Source organism: Paenarthrobacter ilicis (assembly GCF_016907545.1).
Lineage (GTDB): Bacteria > Actinomycetota > Actinomycetes > Actinomycetales > Micrococcaceae > Arthrobacter > Arthrobacter ilicis.
The window spans coordinates 1150479-1175139 of record NZ_JAFBCD010000001.1; the positions used below are offsets into that span (position 1 = coordinate 1150479).

At 63.3% G+C, this 24661-nt stretch carries 24 protein-coding genes; 20 read left to right on the forward strand and 4 right to left on the reverse strand.

Annotated features, from left to right (window positions below; all coding sequences use genetic code 11):
* Window positions 1–44 precede the first annotated feature (44 nt).
* The 4 genes from JOE60_RS05380 to sdhC form a co-directional block, all read right to left on the reverse strand.
* Window positions 45–827 carry a succinate dehydrogenase iron-sulfur subunit gene (locus tag JOE60_RS05380; RefSeq protein WP_167264611.1) on the reverse strand — a complete coding sequence of 261 codons (783 nt, stop codon included), beginning with the start codon at window positions 825–827 and terminating at the stop codon, window positions 45–47.
* On the reverse strand, window positions 827–2626 hold the full coding sequence (gene sdhA, locus JOE60_RS05385; protein ID WP_167264612.1) for a succinate dehydrogenase flavoprotein subunit: 1800 nt from the start codon (window positions 2624–2626) through the stop codon (window positions 827–829). The genes JOE60_RS05380 and sdhA overlap by 1 nt, the downstream gene beginning before the upstream one ends.
* Window positions 2627–2738: 112 nt before the next feature.
* Complete coding sequence (locus JOE60_RS05390) at window positions 2739–3200, reverse strand: succinate dehydrogenase hydrophobic membrane anchor subunit (protein ID WP_167264613.1); 462 nt, start codon at window positions 3198–3200, stop codon at window positions 2739–2741.
* Window positions 3201–3203: 3 nt separating this feature from the next.
* Window positions 3204–3584 carry a succinate dehydrogenase, cytochrome b556 subunit gene (gene sdhC, locus JOE60_RS05395; protein ID WP_018777254.1) on the reverse strand — a complete coding sequence of 127 codons (381 nt, stop codon included), beginning with the start codon at window positions 3582–3584 and terminating at the stop codon, window positions 3204–3206.
* A 253-nt stretch (window positions 3585–3837) separates the two neighbouring features.
* On the opposite strand from sdhC, the gene JOE60_RS05400 reads away from it, so the two are divergent.
* The 20 genes from JOE60_RS05400 (at window position 3838) to JOE60_RS05495 (ending at window position 24636) form a co-directional block, all read left to right on the forward strand.
* Window positions 3838–4971: a mannose-1-phosphate guanylyltransferase gene (locus JOE60_RS05400; protein WP_167264614.1), complete on the forward strand. Its 1134-nt coding sequence runs from the start codon at window positions 3838–3840 to the stop codon at window positions 4969–4971.
* Between the two features lie 131 nt (window positions 4972–5102).
* Window positions 5103–6308 (forward strand): amidohydrolase, encoded by a 1206-nt coding sequence (locus tag JOE60_RS05405; RefSeq protein ID WP_167264615.1) that lies wholly within the window; start codon window positions 5103–5105, stop codon window positions 6306–6308.
* Between the two features lie 120 nt (window positions 6309–6428).
* Window positions 6429–6863: a MarR family winged helix-turn-helix transcriptional regulator gene (locus JOE60_RS05410; RefSeq protein WP_167264616.1), complete on the forward strand. Its 435-nt coding sequence runs from the start codon at window positions 6429–6431 to the stop codon at window positions 6861–6863.
* 44 nt (window positions 6864–6907) lie between these two features.
* Window positions 6908–7339 carry an organic hydroperoxide resistance protein gene (locus tag JOE60_RS05415; protein WP_167264617.1) on the forward strand — a complete coding sequence of 144 codons (432 nt, stop codon included), beginning with the start codon at window positions 6908–6910 and terminating at the stop codon, window positions 7337–7339.
* Window positions 7336–8355 (forward strand): NADP-dependent oxidoreductase, encoded by a 1020-nt coding sequence (locus JOE60_RS05420; RefSeq protein WP_167264618.1) that lies wholly within the window; start codon window positions 7336–7338, stop codon window positions 8353–8355. Before JOE60_RS05415 ends, JOE60_RS05420 begins: the two co-directional genes overlap by 4 nt.
* A 258-nt stretch (window positions 8356–8613) precedes the next feature.
* Window positions 8614–9720 carry a BMP family lipoprotein gene (locus JOE60_RS05425; protein ID WP_420851375.1) on the forward strand — a complete coding sequence of 369 codons (1107 nt, stop codon included), beginning with the start codon at window positions 8614–8616 and terminating at the stop codon, window positions 9718–9720.
* Between the two features lie 175 nt (window positions 9721–9895).
* Window positions 9896–11413, forward strand: coding sequence for an ABC transporter ATP-binding protein (locus JOE60_RS05430; protein ID WP_167264620.1), 1518 nt, complete (start codon window positions 9896–9898; stop codon window positions 11411–11413).
* A complete protein-coding gene (locus tag JOE60_RS05435; RefSeq protein ID WP_167264621.1) occupies window positions 11406–12740 on the forward strand; it encodes an ABC transporter permease in 1335 nt (444 codons plus the stop codon). Before JOE60_RS05430 ends, JOE60_RS05435 begins: the two co-directional genes overlap by 8 nt.
* Entirely contained in the window at window positions 12737–14026 is a 1290-nt protein-coding gene (locus JOE60_RS05440) for an ABC transporter permease subunit (RefSeq protein WP_167264622.1), read from the forward strand. The genes JOE60_RS05435 and JOE60_RS05440 overlap by 4 nt, the downstream gene beginning before the upstream one ends.
* A gap of 2 nt (window positions 14027–14028) precedes the next feature.
* Window positions 14029–14433 (forward strand): cytidine deaminase, encoded by a 405-nt coding sequence (locus JOE60_RS05445; RefSeq protein ID WP_167264623.1) that lies wholly within the window; start codon window positions 14029–14031, stop codon window positions 14431–14433.
* Window positions 14430–15737 carry a thymidine phosphorylase gene (locus tag JOE60_RS05450; RefSeq protein ID WP_167264624.1) on the forward strand — a complete coding sequence of 436 codons (1308 nt, stop codon included), beginning with the start codon at window positions 14430–14432 and terminating at the stop codon, window positions 15735–15737. Before JOE60_RS05445 ends, JOE60_RS05450 begins: the two co-directional genes overlap by 4 nt.
* Window positions 15738–15827: 90 nt before the next feature.
* Window positions 15828–16493 (forward strand): DedA family protein, encoded by a 666-nt coding sequence (locus tag JOE60_RS05455; protein WP_167264625.1) that lies wholly within the window; start codon window positions 15828–15830, stop codon window positions 16491–16493.
* 193 nt (window positions 16494–16686) lie between these two features.
* Window positions 16687–17376, forward strand: coding sequence for a DedA family protein (locus JOE60_RS05460; RefSeq protein ID WP_167264955.1), 690 nt, complete (start codon window positions 16687–16689; stop codon window positions 17374–17376).
* 56 nt (window positions 17377–17432) lie between these two features.
* Window positions 17433–18575, forward strand: a complete 1143-nt coding sequence (locus JOE60_RS05465; protein WP_167264626.1) for an adenosine deaminase — start codon at window positions 17433–17435, stop codon at window positions 18573–18575.
* The gene (locus JOE60_RS05470; RefSeq protein ID WP_167264627.1) at window positions 18553–19248 is read left to right on the forward strand and encodes a MazG nucleotide pyrophosphohydrolase domain-containing protein; all 696 of its coding nucleotides are present in this window, start codon (window positions 18553–18555) and stop codon (window positions 19246–19248) included. Before JOE60_RS05465 ends, JOE60_RS05470 begins: the two co-directional genes overlap by 23 nt.
* 116 nt (window positions 19249–19364) lie before the next feature.
* Window positions 19365–20645: a phosphopyruvate hydratase gene (gene eno / locus JOE60_RS05475; RefSeq protein ID WP_167264628.1), complete on the forward strand. Its 1281-nt coding sequence runs from the start codon at window positions 19365–19367 to the stop codon at window positions 20643–20645.
* A 147-nt stretch (window positions 20646–20792) separates the two neighbouring features.
* Complete coding sequence (locus tag JOE60_RS05480; protein ID WP_167264629.1) at window positions 20793–21530, forward strand: FtsB family cell division protein; 738 nt, start codon at window positions 20793–20795, stop codon at window positions 21528–21530.
* Between the two features lie 69 nt (window positions 21531–21599).
* On the forward strand, window positions 21600–22298 hold the full coding sequence (locus JOE60_RS05485; RefSeq protein ID WP_204814847.1) for a DUF501 domain-containing protein: 699 nt from the start codon (window positions 21600–21602) through the stop codon (window positions 22296–22298).
* On the forward strand, window positions 22295–23251 hold the full coding sequence (locus tag JOE60_RS05490) for a Ppx/GppA phosphatase family protein (protein WP_167264631.1): 957 nt from the start codon (window positions 22295–22297) through the stop codon (window positions 23249–23251). Before JOE60_RS05485 ends, JOE60_RS05490 begins: the two co-directional genes overlap by 4 nt.
* A complete protein-coding gene (locus tag JOE60_RS05495) occupies window positions 23248–24636 on the forward strand; it encodes a S8 family serine peptidase (protein WP_167264632.1) in 1389 nt (462 codons plus the stop codon). The genes JOE60_RS05490 and JOE60_RS05495 overlap by 4 nt, the downstream gene beginning before the upstream one ends.
* Window positions 24637–24661: the final 25 nt, after the last annotated feature.

Below are 24661 nucleotides of genomic sequence, written 5' to 3' on the forward strand. Positions count from 1 at the left end.
GTGAGCGGCGCCGTCGTCGTGCTGTTCTTGAAGGTAACTGCTGACTAGATCTTGCGGGACAAGATGGCCTGCTTGACCTCGGCAATTGCCTTGGTGACCTGGATGCCACGCGGGCAGGCTTCCGAGCAGTTGAAGGTGGTGCGGCAACGCCACACGCCCTCTTTGTCGTTGAGGATCTCCAGCCGCATGTCGCCGGCGTCATCGCGGGAATCGAAAATGAAGCGGTGTGCGTTGACGATCGCTGCGGGCCCGAAGTACTGCCCATCGGTCCAGAAGACCGGGCAGGAGGAGGTGCAGGCAGCGCAGAGGATGCACTTGGTGGTGTCATCAAAGCGCTCACGGTCCTCAACGGACTGCAGGCGTTCCTTGGTGGGCTCGTGGCCCTTGTTGATGAGGAACGGCATGACTTCGCGGAAGGACTGGAAGAACGGTTCCATGTCCACGATCAAGTCCTTCTCCACGGGGAGGCCCTTGATGGGTTCCACCGTGATGGGCTTGGACGTGTCCAGGTCCTTCAGCAGGGTCTTGCACGCCAGGCGGTTGCGGCCGTTGATGCGCATGGCATCGGAACCACACACACCGTGGGCGCAGGAGCGGCGGAAGGAAACAGTTCCGTCGATTTCCCACTTCACCTTGTGAAGGGCGTCCAGCACACGGTCCGTGCCGTACATGGTCAGCTTGTAGTCATCCCAGCGGGCTTCGTCCGAGATTTCCGGATCGTAGCGGCGCACGCGCAGCGTGATGTGGAACGTGGGGATTTCACCGTCGCCGGCAACGCTTGCCGGGAGCTCGATCTTGGAAGCGGGCTCTGCCATTTCGGTCGTCATTAGTACTTACGCTCCATCGGCTCGTAACGGGTGAAGATCACGGGCTTCGTCTCAAGACGGATGCCCGCAACGGATTCCGCCGAAGAGTCGACGGTGACGGAGTTGTCCAAGTAAGCCATGGAGTGCTTCATGAACTTCTCGTCATTGCGGTCCGGGAAGTCTTCGCGGTAGTGGCCACCGCGGGACTCTTCACGGTGCAGTGCACCAACGGTCATGACCTTGGCCATATCCAGGAGGAAGCCCAGCTCCACTGCTTCCAGGAGATCCAGGTTGAAGCGCTTGCCCTTGTCCTGGACAGTGACGTTCTTGTAGCGCTGTTCGAACGAGTCGATGTCGCGGAGAACCTGCTCCAGGGACTCGCGGGTGCGGAACACCTGCATGTTGGCGTCCATGGTGTCCTGCAGTTCCTTGCGGATCTGCGCAACACGCTCGGTGCCGTTGCCCTCCAGCAAACCGCTGAGGATGCCACGGGTCATTGCCTCGGGGTCCTCGGGAAGCTCAACAAAGTCGGCTGTCTTCGAGTACTCAGCAGCGGCGATGCCGGCGCGCTTGCCGAACACGTTGATGTCCAGCAGGGAGTTGGTGCCGAGACGGTTCGAACCGTGAACGGAAACACACGCAACCTCACCGGCGGCGTAGAGGCCCGGCACAATGGTGTCGTTGTCCTGCAGCACCTCGGTGGTGATGTTGGTGGGGATGCCGCCCATGGCGTAGTGCGCCGTGGGGAACACGGGAACCGGATCGGTGAACGGTTCCACACCAAGGTAGGTGCGGGCGAACTCCGTGATGTCCGGAAGCTTGGCCTCGATGTGGGCAGGCTCAAGGTGGGTCAGGTCCAGGAGGACGTAGTCCTTGTTGGGACCACAACCGCGGCCTTCACGCACCTCGTTGGCCATGGCACGGGCCACGATGTCACGGGGAGCGAGGTCCTTGATGGTGGGGGCGTAACGCTCCATGAAGCGCTCACCCTCGGAGTTACGCAGGATGGCACCTTCACCACGTGCACCCTCGGTGAGGAGGATGCCCAGGCCGGCAAGGCCGGTCGGGTGGAACTGGAAGAACTCCATGTCCTCCAGGGGGATGCCGCGGCGGAACGCGATGCCCATGCCGTCACCGGTGAGGGTGTGGGCATTGGACGTGGTCTTGAAGACCTTGCCGGCGCCGCCGGATGCGAACACCACGGACTTGGCCTGGAAGACGTGCAGTTCACCGGAAGCGAGGTCGTAGGAGACAACGCCGGCAACACGCTTCTGCTTGTACGGAGTACCGTCCTCGCGCACTGCGTCTTCTTCGACGATCAGCAGGTCAAGGACGTAGTACTCGTTGTAGAACTCAACGTTGTGCTTGACGCAGTTTTGGTACAGCGTCTGCAGGATCATGTGGCCGGTGCGGTCAGCTGCGTAGCACGCACGGCGGACAGGAGCCTTGCCGTGATCGCGGGTGTGGCCACCGAAGCGGCGCTGGTCAATGCGGCCCTCGGGCGTGCGGTTGAACGGCAGGCCCATCTTTTCCAGGTCCAGCACGGCGTCGATGGCTTCCTTCGCCATGACCTCGGCTGCATCCTGGTCAACCAGGTAGTCGCCACCCTTGATGGTGTCAAAGGTGTGCCACTCCCAGTTGTCTTCCTCGACGTTGGCCAGTGCTGCACACATGCCACCCTGGGCCGCACCGGTGTGCGAGCGGGTGGGGTAGAGCTTGGTCAGTACCGCTGTGCGTGCGCGCTGACCGGACTCGATCGCTGCGCGCATGCCGGCGCCACCTGCACCGACAATAACGACGTCGTACTTATGGACCTGCATACCAGATGCTCTCTCTTTCAAAGTTCAGATGGTCGGCGGAGGCTGCTCCGCCCCGTGGGGCGGACCGATTCACTCCAAAGGAGGGACCGGTGCCGCCGCTATGGCACAACCCCTACGGGGCCGGGCAGAATCCGCCAGGCAGCTGAACGCCGTCGACGACGGGGCACGGATCGAAGGTGAAGATCACCAGCGTGCCCAGGATGATGATGACCAGGGTGGCCGCGTAGAGGACCATCTTGAGCCAGAAGCGTGTGGAGTCCTTCTCGGCGTAGTCATTGATGATGGTGCGGACGCCGTTGGTGCCGTGCAGCATGGCAAGCCACAACATGGCGAGGTCCCAGAACTGCCAGAAGGGATCCGCCCACTTGCCCGCAACAAAGCCGAAGTCGATGGCGTGGATGCCCTCGCCCACCAGCAGGTTGACGAAGAGGTGGCCGAAAATCAGGACCACCAGGACGATGCCGGAGAGCCGCATGAAGAGCCAGGCGATCATCTCGAAGTTGCCGCGGCTGGAACCGCTGCGGTTGTACTTCGGGGCGATCTTGCCGCTGCGGGGTGATTCGATGGTTGTCATGGCTTAGTGGCCTCCCAGCGCGAGGGAAAGGTGGCGGATAGCGAAGCCTGCGAACGTGACCAGCCACAGTGCAAGCACGACCCACAGCATCTGGCGCTGGTACTTTGCGCCCTTCTTCCAGAAGTCGATCGCGATCACGCGCAGGCCATTGAAGGCGTGGAAGATGATCGCAGCGACCAAGCCCGTTTCACCCAGGGCCATCAGGGGATTCTTGTAAGCGCCAATAACGGCGGTGTAGGCCTCAGGGGACACGCGCACCAATGAGGTGTCCAACACATGGACCAACAAGAAGAAAAAGATCACTACACCGGTAATACGGTGTCCAACCCAGGACCACATGCCTTCACGGCCGCGGTACAAGGTGCCAGCTGGTTTTGTCGGCACTGATTAAACCTTCCTGCAACACAGTGGCGCTGGCATGGGATCCATGCGGGGGGAACGCCTGCTGCGAGAGCACTCGTAGCTCACGCCTAAATCTAGGCTTCGCTCACAGCATATTCAATTTAGGACGGGCTTGGCTGCTTGTAAATTCCATGTTTCGCCCCCGGAATCAGGCAAATCGGGGCATCGCCTGAGACGAACGCCACATGTGCCGCGTCCTGCAGGGCTTCCGGTCTGTACAGGATAAAGTGTTGCGGTGAGTACAGAAGACGCGAATTACCCGGAATCGCCATTGGACCGCTTTCATGCGGTCATTCCGGCCGGTGGTGTGGGGACACGGCTGTGGCCACTCTCGCGTGCCGCTGCGCCCAAGTTCCTCCATGACCTGACGGGCTCCGGCAGCACCTTGTTGAGGGCAACCTACGACCGACTGGAACCGTTGGCAGGGGACCGGGTCCTGGTTGTCACCGGAGAAGCGCACCGCGCTGCCGTGTGCCGCCAACTGCCCGAGGTGGGGGATGACGAGCTGGTCCTGGAGAGTGAGCCCAAGGACTCCGGTGCCGCAATCGGACTGGCTGCGGCCATTCTTTACCGCCGCGATCCCGCCACCATCATGGGTTCCTTCGCCGCAGACCAGGTGATCAGCCCGGACGACCTCTTCCAGGAGGCTGTCCGCGAGGCCATCCAGACCGCTGCTTCCGGCAAGATCGTCACGATCGGGATCAAGCCGACCCACCCGTCCACGGGCTTTGGCTACATCCGTTCCGGCGCTTCCCTTGGCATTGAAGGCGCCCCCAGTGCCATGGCGGTTGCCGAGTTCGTGGAAAAGCCCAGCCAGGAAGTCGCCAACAAATACGTGGAGGCAGGGGACTACGTCTGGAACGCCGGAATGTTCGTGGCTCCGGTGGACCTCATGCTCAAGCACCTCGAGGCCAACCAGCCTGTGCTGTTCGCGGGCCTGCAGGAAATCGCCGAGGCATGGGACACCCCGCAGCGCGATGAGGTCAAGGCCCGCGTCTGGCCCACCCTGCCCAAGATTGCCATTGACTACGCTGTTGCCGAGCCTGCAGCGGAAGCCGGCGATGTCGCCGTCGTACCTGGTACTTTCCGATGGGACGACGTTGGCGACTTCGCGGCGATTGGCCGCTTGAACAACGCCGGTGATGTGGACGAAGTGACGGTCCTGGGTGAAGGCGCCCGCGTCTTCGCCGAAAACGCCAGTGGCGTGGTGGTTTCCGATACCAAGAGGGTCATTGCCCTGATCGGCATCAAGGACGTGGTGATTGTTGACACCCCGGACGCCCTGCTGGTCACCACCAAGGAACATGCGCAGCTGGTCAAGGGGACCGTGGACGCGTTGAAAGCCAGTGGCGACACGGACGTCCTCTAGCTGGAGCCCCCAGGCGCATAGTCGCCCGGCTTATACCGTGAGCCACCTCTTTGGTTGCCCTGCGTCTGAACGCAGCGTAACCAAGAGGTGGCTTTCGTTCTTCCGTGGCCGTGGATGGCTAGAGTTGTGACGTGCGCAATTACACCACTGAAACCGAGCCCACCCCCGTCGTTGGTCCCTGGGTTGACGAATTCCTGCCCGGACTCATCGAGTTCCGCCGGGACCTCCATGCGCACCCCGAACTTTCCTTCAAGGAATTCCGCACCACGGACAAGCTGGTGGAGCGCCTGGAAGCTGCAGGCCTGAAGCCGCGCAGGCTGGAAGGAACCGGCCTCACCGTGGACGTGGGGGAGGGGCCGATTGCCACCGCACTGCGCGGAGACATCGACGCCCTCCCGATCATCGAGGAAACGGGTCTTCCGTTCGCCTCCAAGAACCACGGCGTGACGCATGCCTGTGGACATGACATCCACACCACCACCATGCTGGGCATCGCCTTGGTATTGCACCGGATGCACAAGAACAACCCGCTGGGCGGCACGGTCCGCATCATCTTCCAGCCCGCCGAGGAAACCATGCCCGGCGGCGCCCTCTCCTGCATTGAGCAAGGCGTCTTGGAAGGCGTTCCCCGCATCCTGGCGCTGCACTGCGATCCGCGGATCAACGTGGGCCAGATCGGAACCCGCATTGGTGCCATCACCTCGGCGTCGGACACCATCAAGATTGAGTTGTCAGGCAGGGGCGGGCACACGTCCCGTCCGCACCTGACCGAGGACCTGGTGTTCGCTTTGTCCCAGATTGCCGTCAACGTCCCCGCTGTCCTTTCCCGCCGGGTGGACGTGCGCAGCGGTGTGTCCGTGGTGTGGGGCCAGATTTCGGCGGGATCGGCGCCCAATGCCATTCCGGGGTCCGGCTATATGGCCGGCACCATGCGCTGCCTGGACCGGGATGCGTGGCACAGTGCCGGGGAGCTGCTGGACGACGTCGTCAAGCAGGTGGCAGCGCCCTATGGAGTTGACGTGCATCTGGAACACACCCGCGGAGTGCCGCCGGTGGTTAACTCCGAGCATGAAACAGCCCTGATCGAGGCGTCAGCCCGGGCCGAGCTGGGCGAAAGCGCCGTGGTTCTGACTCCGCAATCCATGGGTGGAGAAGACTTTGCCTGGTTCCTCGCGGATCTTCCCGGAGCCATGATGCGATTGGGCACCCATACTCCCGGTGGCGAGGAATACGATCTCCACCGCGGTGACTTCATTGTGGATGAGCGTGCGCTTGGGTACGCGGTACGGGTTCTTACCGGCGCTGCCTTGAGGACCATCAGGGACCTGGAGCAGTAACCCAACTGGGTCGCAATTGTGCGCGTTATGGGGGCTCATAACGCGCACAAGTGCGACCCAGTTGGGTTTTGACAGCCGCTTGAGTTGTGCACAATTCAATTGTGCACTATCGTATTTTCCATGAGTGATGCACCCCGCCTCCGCCACCAGGTCTGCTTTGCGCTGTACTCGGCGTCCAAGGCTGCGACGGCTGTCTACCGGCCCGTGCTGGAGGACCTCGGCCTGACGTACCCCCAGTACCTGGTGATGCTCGTTCTCTGGGAGCAGGAACCCCGCAGCGTCCGCGAACTCGGAGCTGAACTGGGCCTGGATTCCGGAACACTCTCGCCCCTGCTCAAGCGCCTTGAGGGCCTGGGCCTGGTGGAACGAAAGCGGTCCGCCCAGGACGAGCGCCGGGTCGACGTTGTGCTGACCGGCGCCGGCAGGGAGCTGAGTGCCCGTGCCCAGGCTGTGCCTCAGGCGCTGGCCGACGCAGCGGGATTGTCCGCCGCGGAGATCCAGCAACTCCACGCCACCCTCGGCAAGCTCACCACGGCACTCAACGGCTCACTCTGAAGATTTCCCCAGCCATCCATTCACCAAGGAGAAACGGTATAACCATGAAGACTCTCTACACTGCTGAGGCACTTGCCTCCGGCGAAGGCCGCGACGGCAACGCCCGCACCAACGATGGCAAGCTGGATGTCACCCTTGCCAGCCCCAAGGAACTCGGCGGCAACGGCGAAGGCACCAACCCTGAGCAGCTCTTCGCTGCCGGTTACGCTGCCTGCTTCCACTCCGCCCTCCGCCTGGTGGGCCGCAAGGAGCGCGTTGATCTGACAGACTCGGCCGTCGCAGCCAGGATCCACATCGGTGCGCTGACCGACAGCGAAGGCTTCGGCCTGGCCGCCGAACTGGAAATCGCCCTCCCCGCACTGGACCGTGAAACCGCAGAGCAGCTGATGCACAAAGCGCACCAGGTGTGCCCTTACTCCAACGCCACCCGCGGCAACATGGCCGTAGACCTCAAGCTCGTGGAGTTCGCAGCATGAGCGCCGTTTCCACTCCCGTAGAGACCCGCGAAATCCAGCTGGCTTCCCGCCCCAAGGGCCGCCCGGTGGCAGATAACTTCCGCCTCACCCAGGCCCAGCTGCCTGAGCTCGGCGACGGACAGATCCTGGTCAAGAACCAATTCATGTCCGTGGACCCCTACATGCGCGGCCGCATGAACGACGTCAAGTCCTACTCGGCTCCGTTCCAGATCGATGCAGCGCTCGACGGCGGTGCGGTCGGTGAGGTGATCGCGTCCCGTTCGGACGCGCACAAGGTGGGTGACGTCGTCGTGCATTCACTCGGATGGCGCGAGCACGCAGTAGTGGATGCCGCAGCCACCACCCCGGTTCCCAGTGGGCTTGCTCCCACCTCCGCATTCCTGGGCGCGTTGGGCATGACCGGCCTCACTGCCTACTCAGGCCTGCTCAAAGTGGCGGAGTTCAAGGAAGGCGAAGTTGTGTTCGTCTCCGGCGCCGCAGGTGCCGTGGGATCCATGGTGGGCCAGATTGCCAAGGCCATGGGTGCCTCCAAGGTGATCGGCAGCGCCGGCTCGGCCGAGAAGGTTGCACGCCTGCTGGAGCTCGGCTTCGACGCCGCCTTCAACTACAACGATGGTCCGGTCCTTGACCAGCTGCGTGAAGCAGCAGGGGAGCGCGGGATCGACGTGTACTTCGACAACGTCGGAGGCGAGCACCTTGAAGCCGCACTGGCAACCCTGACCGTGGGCGGGCGCATCGCCATGTGCGGTGCCATCGCGCAGTACAACTCCACCGAGCCTCCCGCAGCCCCTCGCAACCTCATGCAGGCAATCGGCAAGCAGCTGACCCTGCGCGGATTCCTGGTGGGTGGCCAGCGTCAGCACGCTGCCGAGTTCGCCCAGAAAATGGCCGGATGGTTGGCCGATGGCTCCGTGAGCTACGACGAGACGATCGTTGATGGCCTGGAGAACGCCCCGCAGGCATTCATGGATCTTCTGGACGGTGCCAACACCGGAAAGATGCTGGTCCGCCTCTAATCCAGCGGAATTGAACAAACGGTAGCCGGGTGTGACTTGCACGCCCGGCTACTGCTTGGTAACAAAAGGTCAACAATCTGCCCCGGAGGACGGGCTTGTGCTACCAGGGTGTGTTTCAGGCCACTAGTGTTGGTTCCATCAATGCGCCTAGGCGCAGCTGCGAGCATCAGTGAAAACAGAATTTCTGCCTCAGGTATAGGAAACGGACACTCATTGACCATCCGTCGTAGCGCCAATCACTTTCTTCCTGGAGGAAAATTGAAGAAACCACTGCGTGCCACCCTGAAGCGCGGTTCAATGGCCGGTGTGGCCACGGTAGGTGCGGCAGCGCTCCTGCTCACCGGCTGCGGCCAGGCCCCGGACGCCGGCTCAGGTGCCGCCACCAAGAGCGATTTCGTGGGCTGCATCGTCTCCGACTCCGGTGGATTTGATGACCAGTCGTTCAACCAGTCGTCCTTCGAAGGCCTCAAGAAGGCTGAGAAGGACCTTGGCATCACGGTCAAATCCGCTGAATCCAAGGCCAACAGCGACTTCGAAACCAACCTCAACGGCATGGTTTCCGCCGGCTGCAACCTGACGGTTACTGTCGGATTCCTCCTGGGCGACGCCACAAAGGCCGCTGCAGAGAAGAACTCGGACAAGCACTTCGCGATCATCGACTACACGTATGAGACCCCGATCGCCAACGTGAAGCCCGTTGTCTACGACACTGCACAGGCTGCCTACCTGGCAGGCTACGCAGCAGCGTCGGCCACCAAGACCAACAAGGTGGGTACCTTCGGCGGTATCAAGATCCCCACGGTGACCATCTTCATGGACGGTTTCTACGACGGTGTCCAGGCCTACAACAAGGCCAAGAACAAGTCCGTGCAGGTTGTCGGCTGGGACAAGACCACCCAGGACGGCTCCTTCACCGGCGACTTCGAAAAGCAGGACACCGGCAAGCAGGTCACCATCAACCTCCTGGACCAGGGCGCTGACATCGTCATGCCCGTTGCCGGCCCGGTAGGCAAGGGTGCAGGCGCCGCACTGAAGGAAGCCAAGGCTGCAGGCAAGGACGTCAAGCTCATCTGGGTTGACTCCGATGGCTACCTCACCGCTCCCGAGTACAAGGACCTCATGCTGACCTCCGTGGTCAAGCAGATGGGTGAAGCTGTGGAGACCGTGGTGAAGGACGACAAGGACGGCAAGTTCAGCAACACCGCCTACGTCGGAACCCTGGAGAACGACGGCGTGGCCATCGCTCCGTTCCACGACCTCGACTCTGCCATTTCCGCAGAGACCAAGTCCGAACTCGATGCCCTGAAGGCCGACATCGTGTCCGGCAAGCTGGTTGTCGAATCGGCAGCAAGCCCCAAGAAGTAAACAATTCCTGGACGCGCCGCCAGTACCGAGCCCCGGTACTGGCGGCGCGTTTTTGCCCTGAACAGCAGCTGTCCTGCTTCCAACACCCGCAGCACTCGCCTCGGGACGCCCGCACGAATAGGCTGCTGGCAGGAGCACGTCAGCCGCCCCTCGGACTCATAGAACGGTGGGAGTTGTGAAACTCGAATTGAAGGGGATCTCGAAAGCCTTCGGGACCTTCTACGCCAACCAAGACATCGACCTTGTGGTCGAATCCGGCCAGATCCATTGCCTCCTGGGCGAGAATGGTGCCGGAAAATCAACCCTCATGAACGTGTTGTATGGGCTGTACGAGCCCACTGCCGGAGAGATCCTGGTGGATGACCGTCCCGTCACCTTCCGCGGGCCCGGCGACGCCATGGCGGCGGGCATTGGCATGGTGCACCAGCACTTCATGCTTGTCCCCGTCTTCACCGTGGCAGAAAACGTGGCGTTGGGAGCAGAACCCACCACATTTGGCGGCGTGCTCAGCATCGACGAAACCCGGAAGAAGATCCGCGAAATTTCCGCGAAGTACGGTTTCGACGTCGATCCCGACGCTTTGGTGGAAGACCTCCCCGTGGGTGTGCAGCAAAGGGTGGAGATCATCAAGGCCTTGGTCCGCGAGGCCAAGGTCCTGATCCTGGACGAACCCACGGCCGTCCTGACGCCCCAGGAAACCGATGAACTCCTGGACATCATGCGGCAGCTCCGGGACGGTGGCACGTCGATCGTGTTCATCTCCCACAAGCTCCGTGAGGTCAAGGCGGTCTCGGACGTCATCACGGTGATCCGCCGCGGGAAGGTGGTGGGCGACGCTCCTCCCACCGCGTCCGCGGCCGACCTTGCCTCCATGATGGTGGGGCGGCCGGTGAGCCTGAGCCTTGCCAAAGCTCCCGCCCAGCCCAAGGACGTCACGTTCAAGGTGGAGAACCTCACGGTCCGCGCCGCCAACGGGACCAACGTGGTGGACGGGATCAGCTTCGACATCGCCCAAGGCGAGATCCTCGCCGTCGCCGGTGTCCAGGGCAACGGCCAAACGGAACTGACGGAAGCCATCCTCGGTGTCCAGGACCACGTCACCGGCTCGGTGACCCTGGACGGAAAGCAGCTTTTGGGGCTTCCGGTCAAGGAAGTCCTGCGCTCCGGCGTCGGATTCGTTCCTGAAGACAGAACGGTGGACGGCCTGGTGGGGCCGTTCTCAGTGGCCGAAAACCTGGTGCTGGACCTCTATGACCAGGAGCCCTTTGCCAGCGGCATCGGCATGAAGCCCGCCAAGGTCATGGAGAACGCCAAGGCCAAGATCGAGGAGTTCGATATCCGGACCCCCTCGCCGGGTTCCGCGGCCGGGACCCTGTCCGGTGGCAACCAGCAGAAAGTGGTGATGGCCAGGGAGCTGTCCCGCCCGCTGCGGTTGTTCATCGCCAGCCAACCTACCCGTGGCGTGGACGTCGGCTCCATTGAGTTCCTGCACAAGCGCATCGTCGCCGAGCGCGACGTGGGAACTCCCGTCATGATCGTTTCCACCGAGCTCGATGAAGTCATCGACCTCGCTGACAGGATTGCGGTGCTCTACAAGGGCAAGCTCGTGGGCATTGTCCCCGCGGGAACGCCCAGGGACACCCTGGGCCTGATGATGGCCGGAGTAGGCCCGGAAGGAGGCTCCGATGTCTGACAAGGACCAGTCCGCCAAGGACGTTCCCACATCGGAAGTACGCGCGGCGGATGTCGCGCTGGATACTGCAGGCGGAACACTGGAACCATCCATCGTTCCCGTCTCCACGCAAAGCGGGGACCCGGGACACCAGGACGGCAACGTGATCCGCCGCATCGTCATGGGCAATGGGTTCGTTTCCGTCCTTGCCGTGGTTGTTGCCCTGATCCTGGGCGGTTTGCTGATTGCCAGCACCGACAGCCAGGTAGCCAAAACTGCCGGGTACTTCTTTGCCCGCCCCGGAGACTTCCTGGCCGCCCTCTGGGGTGCCATGACCGAAAGCTACGTGGCACTCTTCCAGGGGTCGGTATTCAGCCCACGCGAAGGTTTCAAACCGCTGCTGGAGACCATGACGGTGGCCACCCCGCTGATTTGCGCCGGCCTGGGCGTTGCCTTGGCTTTCCGCGCTGGACTGTTCAACATCGGTGCACAGGGCCAGATCATCATCAGTGCAACCCTCGCGGCCTACGTCGGGTTCGCCTGGCACCTGCCGTTCGGACTGCACCTGCTGGTGGTGCTGGTCATGGGCGTTCTGGGTGGAGCGTTCTGGGGCGCCATTGTTGGCATCCTCAAGGCCCGCACCGGTGCCCACGAGGTCATTGTGACCATCATGCTCAACTACGTGGCACTGTTCCTGCTGGACTTCCTGCTGAACACGTCCGCTTTCCGCCGGCCGGGGGACAACAGCCCCATTTCGCCGCGACTGGATGAGACGGCCACGTACCCTGTCCTTATTCCCGGGTCCAGGCTCCACCTCGGCTTCCTCGTTGCCGTCCTGCTGACCGTTGGTGTGTGGTGGTTGCTGAACCGCTCCACCATCGGCTTTGAGTTCCGTGCCGTAGGCGCCAACCCTGTTGCCGCGCGCACTGCCGGCATCAAGGTTTCCCGGGCCACCATTCTGGCCATGGCCTTCGCCGGCGCGCTGGCCGCGTTCGGTGGCGTTGCCCAGGTGGCAGGAACGGAAAAGGTCCTCACCGGAGGCGTAGCAGCGCAGATCGGCTTCGATTCCATCACCGTGGCCCTGCTGGGACGCAGTACACCGTGGGGAACGTTCTTTGCCGGCCTGCTGTTTGGAGCCTTCCGCGCAGGAGCTGTCCAGATGCAGATCCAGACCGGTACCCCCATCGACATTGTCCTGGTGGTCCAGTCTTTGATTGTGCTGTTCATTGCAGCCCCGCCGCTGATCAGGTCCATCTTCCGGCTTGAGCCCAAGAAGAAAAACAAAACCAAGACACCGAAGGCGGCCCCCGCAGCTGCCCTTGCCAACGCCACCGGAGGTGCCAAGTGAGTACGGCAACCAAGGCTCCACACTCAGGGTCCACGGCCCTCCCGTCCTTCCGGCCTTCCCTGAAGGTGCCGGTGTCCCTGGGGGTCCTGTCACTCATTGCCCTGGTGTTCTTCGGCTTCCTGGGATCCAACCAGACCGCCGAAATGAAGATCAGCGACGCCGGGGACGCAGTTGTTGTCCCGGCGCTCATGATTCCGGGACAGGTGGGCGGGGTGGTCCTGGGCATCCTGCTTCTGGCCATGGCCGCTTACTCCGTATACCTCTGGACGCAGGGGGAGAAGTCACCGAAGTGGCTTCCCATCGCCTTCGCCGTGGTCTTCGTCTTTGCATTGTTGGTATGGATTGTGGCCGGGGCGCGGCAGCCGTCGATTTCCCTGGCCGGCTTGGTTGCCGGTTCGGTGACGTTGGCTGTGCCCTTGGTGTTCGGCTCCCTCTCCGGTGTCCTGTGTGAGCGCGTCGGCGTCGTCAACATCGCCATCGAAGGCCAGCTCCTGGGCGGTGCGTTCACGGCAGCCCTCGTGGCAACGGTCACCGGCAGCCCGTACATCGGCCTGATCGCGGCAGCAGCCGCCGGCGCAGCGGTGTCCATGGTCCTTGCTGTCTTCAGCATCAAGTACCTGGTCAACCAGATCATTGTGGGCGTGGTGTTGAACGTCCTGGTCTCGGGGCTGACCGGCTTCCTGTTCGGCACCCTGATGGTGACCAACAAGGAGCAGTTCAATACGCCTGGGCGTTTGGACATCCTGCCCATCCCGTTCCTCTCCGACATCCCCATCATCGGACCCATCCTGTTTGAGCAGTCCATTGCCGGTTACCTGATGTATGTGGCAGTCGCCGTGGTGTGGTTCGGGCTGTTCAAGACCCGCTGGGGCCTGCGCGTCCGCGCGGTTGGCGAGCACCCGCAGGCTGCGGACACGCTGGGCATCAACGTCAATGCCACCCGCTTCTGGAACGTCACGTTGGGCGGAGCCATTGCAGGCATCGGCGGCGCTGTCTTCACGTTGGTGACCATCGATTCCTTCACCAAGGACATTTCGGGAGGGCGCGGCTTCATCGCCCTGGCTGCCTTGATCTTTGGCCGCTGGAACCCGATCGGCGCCTTCCTCGCGTCGCTGCTGTTTGGCTTCGCGTACAACCTCCAGTCCATCCTGGGCATCATCGGAACGCCGGTGCCCAGCCAGTTCATGGCCATGCTGCCGTACCTGGTGACCATTTTCGCCGTCGCGGGCCTGGTGGGTAAGTCCAGAGGCCCGGCCGCCAGCGGCATACCGTATGTGAAGGGTTGACGATGCCTGGGCAGGCCGTCGATTGGGACGCCCTCAAGAGGGCAGCCCAGGAGGCCATGGGCCGGGCGTATGCACCCTATTCCAAGTTCCCGGTGGGGGCTGCGGCCCTCACCGAGGACGGCCGGATCATCAGTGGCTGCAACGTGGAGAACGCCAGCTATGGCCTGACCCTGTGTGCCGAGTGCGCGCTGGTGGGCCAGCTCCATATGACCGGCGGCGGCAGGATTTCAGCGTTTTACTGCGTGGACGGACAGGGCAACATCCTGATGCCCTGTGGACGTTGCCGCCAACTGCTGTATGAGTTCCGGGCCCCCGGCATGCAGCTCATGACCACTCAGGGCATCAAATCCATGGATCAGGTGCTACCCGATGCCTTTGGTCCCGAACATTTGGAGGAAACCCCGTGACCACAGAAGCGTTTGACGCCGTCCAGATCATTTCCATCAAACGGGACAAAGGGACGCTGACTCCCGAGCAGATCGACTGGACCATCGATGCCTACACCCGTGGTGTGATCGCCGATGAACAGATGGCTGCACTGAACATGGCGATCCTCCTCAACGGGATGGACCGTGCCGAGATTTCCCGGTGGACAACTGCCATGATCGCCTCGGGCGAACGCATGGACTTTTCGTCCCTGACAAGGCCCGACGGCGGCATGAAAGCTACCAGCGACAAGCACTCCACCGGGGGCGTGGGGGACAAGATCACCCTGCCGCTCGCTCCACTGGTGGCGGTGTTTGGCGTGGCGGTTCCGCAGCTCTCGGGCCGCGGCCTTGGCCACACCGGCGGAACATTGGACAAGCTCGAAGCCATCCCCGGGTGGCGCGCCAACCTCAGCAACGCGGAGATCATGGCCCAGCTCCAGGACGTGGGTGCCGTGATCTGCGCTGCAGGTTCCGGCTTGGCACCGGCAGACAAGAAGCTCTACGCCCTGCGCGATGTCACCGGGACGGTGGAAGCCATTCCGCTGATTGCGTCGTCGATCATGAGCAAGAAGATCGCTGAGGGAACCGGCTCCCTGGTGCTGGATGTCAAGGTGGGGTCCGGTGCCTTCATGAAGGATGAGGCCAGGGCCCGGGAGCTCGCCGAAACCATGGTGGCGTTGGGCAAGGATGCGGGGGTTCACACCGTTGCGCTGATCACGGACATGTCCACACCGCTGGGCCTCACTGCAGGCAATGCGATCGAAGTGGAGGAATCCGTGGAGGTCCTTGCCGGCGGTGGTCCGGAAGACGTCGTCGAACTGACCGTTCGCCTGGCTGAGGAGATGCTGGCCGGCGCCGGCATCCACGATGCCGATCCCGCTGCCGCCCTCAAGGATGGCCGGGCCATGGACGTCTGGAACCGGATGATCGAGGCCCAGGGCGGCGACCCCCGTGCTGCCCTGCCCGTGGCCAAGGAGTCCGAGGTCATCTACGCTCCGGCCGATGGTGTCCTGGTGCAGCTGGATGCCCTCTCGGTGGGCGTGGCTGCCTGGCGCCTGGGCGCCGGCCGCGCCCGCAAGGAGGACCAGGTCCAGGCAGGAGCGGGTGTCCGAATGCACGCTAAACCGGGTGCTTTGGTGCGGGCGGGGGAGCCCCTGATGACGCTCCTGACTGATACACCGGAGAAGTTCGAGCGGGCCAAGGAAGCGCTTCAGGATGCGGTGGTCATTGCTCCCGAAGGATCCCGGCCTGACCGCCAGCTGATTATCAGCCGGATCGCCTAGGCTTGATGTTCCGGGTTGTCCCCGCGTGTCGGACAGCCCGGAACAGCTGACCACCGGTTCCGCCAAGGGGCCGCAGACTTTAAGGATTCCGTGCAGGGCATCAACGATTTCATCCTCGCCGCGGCGGAGCAGCCGTGGGTGTTGCTCCTTGTTTTTGCCTGCTGTGTCATCGACGGCTTTTTCCCGCCCATTCCCAGTGAATCCGTGGTGGTGGGCCTCGGCGCGGTGGCCGGCAGCAGCGGTTCGCCCAACGTGTGGCTGCTGGCCCTGATGGCAGCGCTCGGAGCCTTTGTTGGGGACAACATCGCTTACATGATCGGCAAGAGCATCGGCATCCAGCGGTGGCGTTGGATGCGCACCCAACGGATGCAGGGTGCTTTCAGCTGGGCAGGCAAGGAACTCCGACGCCGGGCAGCCTCGCTCATCATGGTGGCCCGGTTCATCCCCATCGGCCGGGTGGCCGTTAACCTGACGGCCGGGGCCACCCATTTCAACCACCGCCGCTTCGTGGCACTCACCGGCCTGTCCGCCATTCTGTGGGCCAGCTACTCGGTGGTGCTGGGGTACTTCTTTGGTGTCTGGTTCGAGCACAACCATCTGCTGGGCGCCGTGATCGCAATCGTGGTGGCCGTGATCCTGGGCGTGATCATCGACCGCATCATCAGCAAGGTCCGCGGGTCCGTTCCCCTGGATCGCTCCAACATTCCCGGCTCCACCGCACCAGGGGAACAGGCACCGCCTCCACCCACGGTATGACGGGAAAACCCCCGCAACATCAGTCCACCGGTTGATGACGGAACCGTTACCGCATCGGTAGCGTTAAACGCGTGATCCCTTGGCCGGGACGTAGCGAACGACGTCCTGGCCGTGGGACACTAAGAGCGACTTTGGTCACAGTGTCAAGTCATATTCGTCTAGGAGCTACCACCGCGTGGAGTCTTTGAACCTAATGCTCGAGCATGCAGCCGGGCAGCCTTGGATTTACCCGGTACTCCTGGTCTTCTTCTTTATTGACGGATTTGCCACCATCCTGCCCAGCGAAACAGCAATCGTTGGCCTCTCGGCGCTGTCCCTTCACAGCGGAGAGCCCAACTTGTGGATCCTGGGCGCAACGGCCCTGGTGGGTGCTATCGCCGGTGACAACATGGCGTACATGCTGGGGCGGAAAATCGGCCTCACCCGCTGGCGGTGGATGCGCCGTCCCAAGGTCCAGAAGATGTTTGCCTGGGCCCAGTATGAGCTGGACAAGCGTGGAGCGGTCCTCATTTTCACGGCCCGCTACATTCCCTGGGGACGTGTGGCCGTCAACTACGTGGCAGGCCAAACAGGCTTCCGACACCGGACCTTCTTCCTGCTGGACGCTTTCGCCTGCGTCACGTGGGTGGGCTACTCGATTGGCATCGGGCTGCTGGCCGGGCAGTGGGTGCACCACAACCCGCTCCTGGGCGTCGGAATCGCCATAGCCTTCGCAGTGGTTCTGGGCATTGTGGTTGACCACGCACTGCGCTGGTGGCACAAGTACCTTGAGCGTAAGGACAAGGCCCGTGATGAGGCGGCAGCTGTCCCGGCAGAGAACGCCGCGGAGGACCCTGAGCGCAAGGCCGTTGCCGGCGTCGACGTTTCCAAACCGGCCAGCTAGCCAAGCTGCTGGTCCGGCTGGCCATGATCATGGATGCGGGGACTAGTCTTAGAAACGTGACTGAGCCCATTCTTGATGCTGCCCCTGCCCTCGACTTCGATTTGAAGAGCCTGCCCAAGGTCTCCCTTCATGACCACCTGGACGGAGGACTCCGGCCGGAAACCATCATCGAACTGGCCGAGGCCGTAGGCCACACCCTTCCCTCCACGGACCCCGTGGCCCTGGGCCAATGGTTCCGCGAATCCGCAGACTCCGGTTCGCTGGTCCGCTACCTCGAAACGTTTGACCACACCATTGCCGTCATGCAGACCAAGGAAGGCCTCTTCCGGGTTGCCAAGGAATTCGTGGAGGACCTCGCCGAGGACGGCGTGGTCTATGGTGAAGTCCGCTGGGCACCCGAACAGCACCTCCAGAAGGGCCTGACCCTGGACGAAGTGGTGGAGGCTGTACAGACCGGCCTGGAAGCCGGTGTGGACGCCGCAGATGAGCGCGGACAGCAGATCCAGGTCGGCCAGCTGATTACCGCCATGCGCCACGCTGACCGCGGCCAGGAGATAGCCGAGCTCGCCGTGCGCCACCGCGCCAACGGAGCTGTCGGCTTTGACATTGCCGGCGCTGAAGACGGCTTCCTGCCCTCCAGGTTCAAGGAAGCTTTCACGTACCTGGCAGAAAACAACTTCCCGGCCACCATCCACGCCGGTGAAGCCGCCGGGCTGGACAGCATCCAGTCCGCCTTGGTTGACGGACGCGCCCTGCGCCTGGGCCACGGCGTGCGGATCGCAGAGGACATCACGGTGGAGTTCGAGGAGAACCCGGAGGACGACGGCGATGACGTGATCGGCATGGTCACCATCGGCAGCGTGGCGGCGTGGGTCCGCGACCGCGGCATCGCCCTGGAGATCTGCCCGTCGTCCAACCTCCAGACCGGCGCCATCTCCGGCTTCGGCGAAGGCATCGAAAGCCACCCGGTGGACATGCTGTTCCAGCTGGGCTTCAACGTCACCATCAACACTGACAACCGCCTGATGAGCGGTGTGACGCTGACCGACGAGTTTGAGCTCATGGTCGAGACATTCGACTACGACCTGGACGATCTCCTGGAACTGACGCTCAACGCCGCCGAGGCAGCCTTCCTGCCCTTGGATGAGCGCGAAGCATTGGTTGAGTACATCAACGATGCCTACGCCAACCTCGGCTAACGGCTCCAGCGGGCTCACCGAGCTGCTGGGGACAGTTGCGGCGCTCCGGGAGCATTGCCCCTGGATGGGTGCGCTGACCCACGAATCGCTGGTGGAGTATCTGATCGAGGAAGCCTATGAAGTGGTGGACTCGATTGAGGCCGGCGACTCACCAACCCGGGACGACGAGCTCCGCGGCGAGCTGGGTGATGTGCTGCTGCAGGTGGTGCTCCATGCCCGGCTCGCCGAGGAGCGCGGCAGCTTTGATTTTGATGCCGTGGCCCGGGCCATCAACGCCAAGATGGTCCGGCGCAACCAGCACGTTTTCACGCCGGACGGATCCTTGCGGGAGACTTTCCCGGCCAGCGTTGAGGAAATCATCGTCACATGGGACGCGGCCAAGAAGGCGGAGATGCCAGAACGGGAGAACCCCTTCGAGGGGATCCCGACGCATCTTCCGGCCTTGGCAGCGGCCCGGAAGTCCATGGACAGGGCGGCCCGCGCTGGCCTGTCCGTGGAAGCGGCAGGCGGGCAGGCCGCCGTCGTGCCTTCCGATTTTGCCGCAACCGAAGAAGCGCTGGGGGAGTTCCTGCTGGCCGTCGTTGCCCATGCCAGGTCGCAGGGACTGGACGCCGAAAGGGCGCTCCGTTCAGCGGTTCGATCGTTTCAGAATGGTGCCGCCCGGTCTTCATGACGTGAGGGCTTGGAATTTGTTCCGTAACCTGAGCCACTCTGGACTAGGCTAGTAGCGACGAGGACGTTGCGAATTTCCCTCTTCATTCCTGTTATTTGCCCATAAGGAGCACATCCATGGCGCTTATCGATGCCATCCACGCACGCGAGATCCTTGATTCCCGCGGAAACCCGACCGTAGAAGTTGAGGTCCTGCTCTCCGACGGCCAGATCGGCCGCGCAGCAGTTCCTTCCGGTGCTTCCACCGGTGAACACGAAGCTGTTGAACTCCGCGACGGCGACAAGGGCCGTTACCTCGGCAAGGGTGTCCAGAAGGCTGTTGACGCCGTTATCGACGAAATCTCGCCGGCCCTGATCGGCTTCGACGCCACGGACCAGCGCAGCATCGACCAGGCCATGATCGACCTTGACGGCACCCCCAACAAGGGCAAGCTGGGCGCCAACGCCATCCTGGGTGTGTCCCTGGCCGTGGCCAACGCTGCAGCAGCGTCTGCGGACCTCCCGCTGTACAAGTACCTCGGTGGCCCCAACGCACACGTTCTGCCGGTTCCCCTGATGAACATCCTCAACGGTGGCTCACACGCCGACTCCGATGTGGACATCCAGGAATTCATGATCGCCCCGATCGGTGCAGAGACCTTCTCCGAGGGCCTCCGCTGGGGTGTTGAGGTCTACCACAACCTCAAGTCCGTCCTGCAGCAGAAGGGCCTCTCCACGGGCCTGGGCGACGAAGGTGGATTCGCTCCCAACCTGCCGTCCAACCGCGCAGCACTGGACCTGATCCAGGAAGCCATCAAGAACGCCGGCTACACCCCGGGCACGGACATCGCACTGGCACTGGATGTCGCTTCCTCCGAGTTCTACAAGGACGGCGCCTACCAGTTCGAGGGCAAGGCACTCTCGGCCACCGAGATGAGCGCCTACTACGCCGAGCTCGTTGCCGACTACCCGCTGGTATCCATCGAGGACCCGCTGGACGAGAACGACTGGGAAGGCTGGAAGACCCTCACCGACACCATCGGTGACAAGGTCCAGCTGGTGGGCGATGACCTCTTCGTCACCAACCCGGTCCGCCTGCAGCAGGGCATCGACGCCGCTACGGCCAACTCCCTGCTGGTCAAGGTCAACCAGATCGGTTCCCTGACCGAAACGCTGGACGCCGTTTCCCTGGCCCAGCGCTCCGGTTACACCACCATCACCTCGCACCGCTCCGGCGAAACCGAGGACACCACCATTGCTGACATCGCGGTTGCAACCAACGCGGGCCAGATCAAGACGGGTGCCCCGGCACGCTCCGAGCGCGTTGCCAAGTACAACCAGCTGCTGCGCATCGAAGAAGAACTCGACGACGCCGCACGCTACGCCGGCCGCAGCGCGTTCCCGCGTTTCAAGGGCTAGCCTTCAGCGAAATCAGGTAACCGGTGGCTATGGTGGAAAGACCATGGCCGCCGGTTCTTGTTTAAGCTGAAACCGGTCATTACGGCCAGGTCAGAGAACCGCACCAGCAGCAACCGCCAGGCAAGCACCGGGCATTACAGGAGTGTCATGGCCACCCGTCGACCCAAGGTACCCAGGGCCACCGCTTTGGGAACCCCTCCCGGCGCTGTCCGGCCTTCCACCCCCCGGGGACCGGCACCGGAAGAAGCTCCGGTTGCGGACGTCATTGCCGCGGAGTTCGGTGCGGGCAAACCTGCTGCCGGAAAGGTGCAGGCTGTGACGCCGGACTCCCCGAAGCCGGCGTCCGGTAAAAAGGCCAACGAGGGCAGCGACGCTTCGCCGCGGAAGAAGCCAAGCTCCGGCACCACGTCGCCGGTCAAGAATTCCGGGCCTGCCAAGAAGGCAGGCAAGGCCAGCGGTGCGCCGGCTCCTGCCGCTGGCCGGGATTCCGATCCTGTTCCGGCAAAAGCCTTCTCCGGCCGGATGCTTGCCCTCGCCGTCGTCATGATTGCGATCACCATTATGCTGGCCCCCACCGTGAAGATCTTTTTGGAAAAAAGAGCCGAGATTTCGGCCCTTGAAGCGGAAATCTCCAGCCAAAAAGCCGAGCAGAATGACCTGAACAAGCAGATCTCCCGGTGGCAGGATCCCAACTACGTGAAACAACAGGCACGGGATCGCATTAACATGGTGATGCCGGGTGAAACGGGCTACTGGGTGTTTGGCGGGGAAGATGCTGCTGGCACGCCGGGTGGCCGCACCGGCTCCGGATCGTCTGTCAACCCGGAGAATCTGCCCTGGGTGGATGCTCTCTGGGAGTCCATTAGACGGTCTGCAACTGACTAGATGCGGTGCCCGCCGCCGTCGTGTCCGCATGGGACCCGGCTAAAAGGGGCAGGAAGGTTGGCAACGCACGTGGAAGAGAACACGGCAGCCCTGCCGCAGGAATCCCGCCAGCCGTCAGCACACGATCTTGAAGTACTGAGCCGCCAACTTGGCCGGCCGGTTCGCGATGTGGTGGAGATCCCGGCGCGCTGCGTCTGCGGTAATCCGCTGGTCGCTGCAACGGCTCCCCGGCTCAGCAACGGGACCCCGTTCCCCACCACGTTCTACTTGACCCACCCGGTGATCACTTCGGCTGTGTCGCGTTTGGAAGCCATGGGCGTCATGAACCGGATGAATGATCGTCTGGGCGACGATCAAGAGTTGGCAGAGGCCTACCACGGCGCGCATGAGGCTTACCTGCAGGCCCGCAACCAGATCGCCCACCGTTCAGGCACCGGCGCCGTCCCCGAGATTGACGGGATCTCCGCTGGTGGCATGCCCACGCGCGTCAAGTGCCTCCACGTCCTGGTGGGACATTCGCTGGCTGCCGGACCCGGCGTCAACCCCCTGGGTGATGAAGCCGTTGAGGCCATCGCCGAGTGGTGGACCACGGACAAATGCTACTGCGACGGCGCCTGGGACACGGCGGGCGAGGCTCCTTCCCGGGATCTCAGCCGTCACGGTCCCCAGGGCCTGCCGGATATTGTTGGACGCCCGGCGCCGGTGCGGAAGGCGAAAGCCGCCGATGCCGGGGACCCGGCCGCTGGTTCAACCGAAGGCGCCGAATGAGCCGCGTTGCCGCCATTGACTGCGGTACAAACTCCATCCGCCTGCTCATCGCGGACGTCCCGGATGCCGGCGGGCGGGGACAACTGACCGATGTGGTCCGGGAAATGCGCGTTGTCCGCTTGGGGCAGGGTGTTGACGCCACGGGCCAGTTGGCGCCCGAGGCCTTGGAACGCACTTTCGCGGCTGCGCGGGATTATGCGCAGCTCATCCAGGACCACGGCGCAGAGCGGGTCCGCTTCGCAGCAACCTCAGCCACCCGCGACGCTGCCAACAGGCAGGTTTTTGTCGATGGCATCCGGGACATCCTTGGTGTGGAACCCGAAGTGATCACAGGTGACGAGGAAGCCGCACTGTCCTTTGCCGGTGCCAGCAGCGTCCTGCCCATCGCCCAGGACGATGCCGTCCTGGTAGTGGACCTCGGGGGAGGCAGTACCGAGTTTGTCCTCGGCGATTCGCGCGGTGTCATTGCGGCACGGTCGGTGGACATCGGCTGCGTCAGGTTGACGGAGCGTCACCTGCGCAGCGATCCGCCAACGGCGGCGGAAATCGCCGCTGCAGAGGCCGACGTCGACGCCGCACTGGACCTGGCGGCAGGCACCGTCCCGTTGACGCGCGCCACAGCCGTGGTGGGCGTCGCGGGGTCAGTCACCACCATCACGGCCCACGCACTGGGCCTGAGGGAATACCAGCCCCACCGGATCCATGGGGCTTCCTTGAGCCTGGAGTCCATCAGCGACGCCGCCGGCAGCCTTCTGGCCATGACGCGGCACGAGCGTTCCGCGCTGCCGTTCATGCACCCCGGACGGGTGGATGTGATCGGCGCCGGAGCTTTGGTGTGGCGGCGGATTCTGCAGCGTCTGGGCGATGTCAGCCAGGGTGCCATCACGGCAGCCACGTCCAGCGAACATGACATTCTTGATGGCCTGGCGCTCAGCATCCGGACAGACGCATGAAAATGCCGCTTCGACGCCTTTTTTCGGCAACCCTGGCCACAGTTCTGGCCGGTGCTGCGTTGGGGGGAGCCCTGGTGACTGCGCCCTCGGCGCAGGCCGATGCTTGGCGGGACAAGGAGTTCTGGCTTAAGGACTCCGGTGTCACCAATGCCTGGCAGGTGTCCAAGGGCGCCGGCGTTAAAGTGGCCGTGATCGACAGCGGCGTTGATGGCACCCACCCGGACCTCAAAGGTGCGGTGGTGGGAGGTACCGATGTGTCGGGCGCCGGCGCATCCAACGGACAGAAGAGCATCGGGGCCAAAACCGAGCACGGGACCCTGGTGGCCAGCATGCTTGCGGGCCGCGGGCACACCACGCCCAGTCCGTCGCCGTCACCGTCGGCGTCCACCCCGCCCCCTCCGCCTCCGGCTCCCGTCACCGGCGGACCGGACGGCATTGTGGGTGTGGCGCCGGAAGCGCAGATCCTGGCTGTCTCCACGTGGCTCGGCTCCCCGAACCCCGGCGGCAAAACGGACCAGGAACAGATCCCCGATGCCGTGCGCTGGGCCGTGGACAACGGTGCCAAGGTCATCAACATCTCCCTGGGCAGCACCTCGCCTGACTGGCCGCAGAGTTGGGATGCTGCCTTCCTCTATGCCGAGCAAAAAGACGTGGTGATTGTTGCTGCCGCGGGAAACCGCGTGGGTGGCAACGTTCAGGTGGGCGCACCGGCCACCATTCCCGGCGTCCTCACCGTTGCAGGGCTCGACGGCGATGGCCGCGCCAGCGTGGACTCGTCCTCGCAGGGCATCAGCATTGGAGTTGCGGCGCCCGCGGAGAAACTGGTGGGAGCCATCCCCGGTGGAAGCTACGCCGAATGGGCCGGCACCTCGGGAGCGGCGCCGATCGTTTCCGGCGTCGCCGCCTTGATCCGGTCCAAATGGCCCGAGATGAGCGCCAGCCAGGTCATTAACCGGATTGTCAGCACCGCCAAGGACGCCGGCGCCCCTGGAAAAGACCCGCTTTACGGGTACGGCATCCTCAACGCCGAGGCCGCGCTGAAGGACGACGTTCCCGTGACCAGCAGCAACCCCCTGGGCTCCATTGCCGATTGGATCCGGGTCCACCGCCGCGGCAATTTCAACGAACCCTCCCAGGCCCCGGCTGCCAGCCCCACCAGCGCGGCGCCCACGTTGGCCGATCCGACTGTTCCTGCTGCGAAGGCGCCGGCCACCATGGACGACGCCCTGCCTGCCGCCGTCGTTCTCGGTTTTGGAGCCTTGTTCATCGCCCTGGTGACGGGCGCGGCCATCCAGCTCCGAAGGGTTGCCAAGAGCCCTGGTCCGGTGGTTGACGAGGCGGAAACAGGTGCCATGGAAACGGTGGATCCGCCCTCGGGGAAGTAGTTAGTGAAGATTTTCACAAAGTGTT